Here is a 3830-nt window from a genome sequence, read left to right on the forward strand (position 1 = left end):
GAGGGAAAGGTCATGGTGCCATGGGCCCTGGATATGGTTATGACCCTATCCTCCAAGGGCTCACGCAGGACCTCCAAAGCCTTCTTGCTGAATTCAGGCAATTCATCCAAAAAAAGTACTCCATTATGGGCCAATGTAACTTCACCAGGCTTTGGGATACTCCCGCCACCTATCATTGCCACCATGGAGGTAGTGTGATGAGGACTACGGAAAGGCCGATGACTTATCAGGCCCTTACCCTTCAACAGTCCTGCTATACTGTATATTTTTGTAACCTCAAGAGCCTCTTCCCTGGTCATTTGAGGCAAAATAGAGCTCATCCGCCTGGCCAGCATTGTCTTGCCTGCTCCGGGAACTCCTACCATCAATACATTATGCCCCCCTGCTGCTGCAATTTCCAGGGCTCTTTTGGCCTGAAACTGCCCCTGAACATCTGCAAAATCATCGGCAAAGCCTCCACCATCATCCTCTTCTTCCTTGGGTTGAACCGGTTCCAGCTTTTCCTTTCCCGTCAAGAAGTCTACCAGTTCACCCAGATTATTAAGGGAATAAACTTGAAGGCCATCCACCAGTAACGCCTCCCGGGAATTTTCCTCTGCCACAAATATACTTTCAAAGCCCTCGGCTTTAGCCTGTACTGCAATAGGCAAAATACCTTTTATTCCCCGGCATTTTCCTTCCAGGGAAAGCTCAGCCGTAAACAGACATTTTTCCAGCCTGTCAACGGGAACGATTCCATAGGCCGCCAGTAATCCTACAGCTATGGGAAGATCCAGACCGGAGCTGTCCTTTTTAAGGTCTGCCGGAGCCAAATTAATAGTTACCTTTTTGGAATGCACTTTTATACCGGAATTACGGATGGCAGTCCTCACCCGTTCCTTTGATTCCCGTACCGCCGTATCAGGCAGGCCTACAATCTCCATCGAAGGCAACCCCAGGCAAACATCCACCTCAGTAGAAATAATGATGCCTTCCACACCAAGAGTTGCTGCACCACAAACTTTGGCAAACAATATTATCCCCTCGCATTTCAAAATATTATTAATTAAATATTATAAAATAACTAATAATATTAATCAATACATGGAATTTTATTGAATAAATATCGTTTTGCAAAAAAGTGTGCCTTCCCATCTGGTGGAGCACCCTTCGGGTACCAGGCACATGATCACCACACCCGCCACTGGCACATGTACCGTCGGTGCCGGGCAACGCGAGGCGGATGGGGTCAATGTACCTACACTATCACCAAAACCTGATACCAATGTCATCTGATTGTTGGCATTAAGTTTAATAATATACCTAAAGCATACTACGATGGCTTTCCCACATTTACTCTCCTATGGAAGCAAATATTTTATCTATTTCCATAAAGGTGCGGACAGCAATATCAAAATCTTGTTTTTTATCCGTGTATAATAACATTTCATGCAATTTTTCATACTTGTTTCTTGCCAATGCATCAAATTTTTCACACCAAGATGAAAAAGCATATGCCCCCATAGGAGTATAGGTGTCAGGTAAATTCCGCTTTTCCAAATAAAATGCATCTGTCTTTTTGGTCAGCTCCAATAAACGCTTTAGCTCCATCTCATTATTAAGGAATTGTTTTATATCCTTTCTGGAATATAGCATCGTTACATCATATACATGGCGTATTTTCTCCAACAATGTACCACAAATAGCGTGCCGCTTCACTGACATAACTTTATCCAAAAAAGTGCGCTCTATTGACAGAGTATTTATTATGACCTGTGATAAACCAAATTCCTTAACCTCAGTGAACATCTGCCTGGACTCCAAATATTCCTGAATATAAGTCTTAACCGCCATTGGTTTATAAGGATCCGGACGAACACTGGAACCTATCTCCAGCTTTATCCGTCCATTAGTTGTATCCTTATCATTGAACCATATATAAGAACTTTTATTACGATTATTTCGCTCAAATTCAATTTTTTCAATACGAAAACCACCAGCCACCACTTTTTCAATCTGCTTTAAGTGCCTGTCATATTGCTTATTTCCCAATGTCTCCTGTGGAATAAATGTTAAGTCAATATCTTCCGAAAATCGTTCTATAGAGCCTGGATAACATTTACTAAGGGAAGTCCCTCCTTTAAATACGCAGGTGTCGTAATAGGGACTTTGAGCCAAATTTTGTAACATCATAACAATATAGTAATCGCGAGCAATTGCAACTGAGGGAATACCTATGTACTTAGCGGTCAATTCCTGTAAATCACGAAAATCTACAATATTCTCATGCAGACGCATAAAATTCCTCCATTTTCGGTATGGAATAAGTAGACATATTTGATAAATACTGATGTAACATATTTTTGACTTTCCAATATCCCAAAAAAGATACTAAAAAAGCAATAGTAGACTTTTTGTATTTTCTTGCTTGAATAACCGTAATCATCGCTTCTTCAGAATAATTAGCTGCATACTTTTTCATAAAAGCAGCCAATGACTGACGATTAAATTCCTCAATCTGGCGATAATTTTGAAGAATCTCCAATACAGTTATGGCTCTGCATATCTCTTCAGTAAATTGTAATTTAAGCTGGCTTACCCGGACATTACCAACTGTTTTGGTACTTTCCTGCACCACATTAGAAAGGACTTCACTTTTTTTTGATATCTGCGTGGTAATCCCGTATTTTTGATAAAGCCGATATCCTATAACCATTCCTTTACCATCATTAGTATAATAGCCTAAAATATCCTCTTCACATAGAGGAACTTCACCAAAGCGGGAATACCGTGGCCTATAATAAATTCCCTTTGTTAAATGACGCAAAATCCCCTGACGGGTAAGACGAGTCAATGTCTGATAAAATGCCTGCTCAGATAACGGAGTCGGTATCTGACGAAAGAGAAGATTAGCCGTCAAGATTTTATTTTCTGGCTGATTCATAATAAACTGTTCTATTGTCTTTGCCTGACTTGCCATGACGCTCCCCCTTTTTTTCAGTATAGAAAAAGCATCATATTATGTCAAGTAAAAATGAATTTTACTTGATTATAACATAAGCGTCAAAATATAGTATGCCCCAACGTGTAAAAGAAAAAGGTACGCGTCAAACTATAATATACCTCAACAGCAAATAAAAAGCAGCCCGTAGGCTGCGTCATAGTATAGTGTCATTATTCTTCAGTTGGCAGGTTCACATTCCATGGAAGATATTTTTCCAGAACAGTATCATCCTTTAAGGCTTTCTCCTGGGACATGTTTGATTTGCCTACACCTTCCTTGCATAAATCCCCTCATCGCCATACATGGCCTGATACACCACAAGCTGTTCATCAGTTTCGGTGTGCTGGGCAATGGCAACAATCTTATATAGTTTATTCTTGAAATGACGCCAGATTTCATCCTGGTGTGGTAATTCTCTGTCCATAAATGTTCTCCTTAAAATTAAAAGACCCAACGTGGTCCGCCTCATGGAGAAGCGTGTTGGGTTCTGTTGGATTTATTGTATTCTATTTGCTATAAAAATTCAACGAATTATTTACTTAACCTCAACTAATTCGTGCTCCTCTCCACCGCCAGCTTCCAACTCTGCTATGGATCCTGCAAGATTTTCGCACAAATGTGAGTAGCTTATCTTTGTCTAAAATTAAACAAGTCATTAACTGATTATTTGTCACACAGGCCAGACAACTTTATCTTTACCATTTGCAGGTAACCATTTCAGTAGGAAGGAACGGAAGTTTTGGCTAGCCTGAGTAAGAACTGTAGATTTATCCCAGACAAGATATACGGTTTGACCAATATCATCGCCTGTGCCTAATGGCTTTGAAATTATATCCGGGTGATTATT

Annotated in this window: 4 protein-coding genes; all 4 read right to left on the reverse strand. The window is 40.3% G+C overall.

Annotated features, from left to right (window positions below):
• Window positions 1–1013: YifB family Mg chelatase-like AAA ATPase (locus tag K6C05_RS08795; RefSeq protein ID WP_296733757.1), on the reverse strand; the 1013-nt coding region annotated here is incomplete at its 3' end.
• Window positions 1014–1332: 319 nt separating this feature from the next.
• Window positions 1333–2277 carry a nucleotidyl transferase AbiEii/AbiGii toxin family protein gene (locus K6C05_RS08800; protein ID WP_296733759.1) on the reverse strand — a complete coding sequence of 315 codons (945 nt, stop codon included), beginning with the start codon at window positions 2275–2277 and terminating at the stop codon, window positions 1333–1335.
• A complete protein-coding gene (locus K6C05_RS08805) occupies window positions 2264–2959 on the reverse strand; it encodes a hypothetical protein (RefSeq protein WP_296733762.1) in 696 nt (231 codons plus the stop codon). Before K6C05_RS08805 ends, K6C05_RS08800 begins: the two co-directional genes overlap by 14 nt.
• Window positions 2960–3248: 289 nt before the next feature.
• A complete protein-coding gene (locus tag K6C05_RS08810; RefSeq protein WP_296733764.1) occupies window positions 3249–3407 on the reverse strand; it encodes a DUF1653 domain-containing protein in 159 nt (52 codons plus the stop codon).
• Between the last annotated feature and the right edge of the window lie 423 nt (window positions 3408–3830).

This window comes from Anaerovibrio sp. (assembly GCF_024697385.1).
In the GTDB taxonomy this organism is placed as follows: domain Bacteria; phylum Bacillota; class Negativicutes; order Selenomonadales; family Selenomonadaceae; genus Anaerovibrio.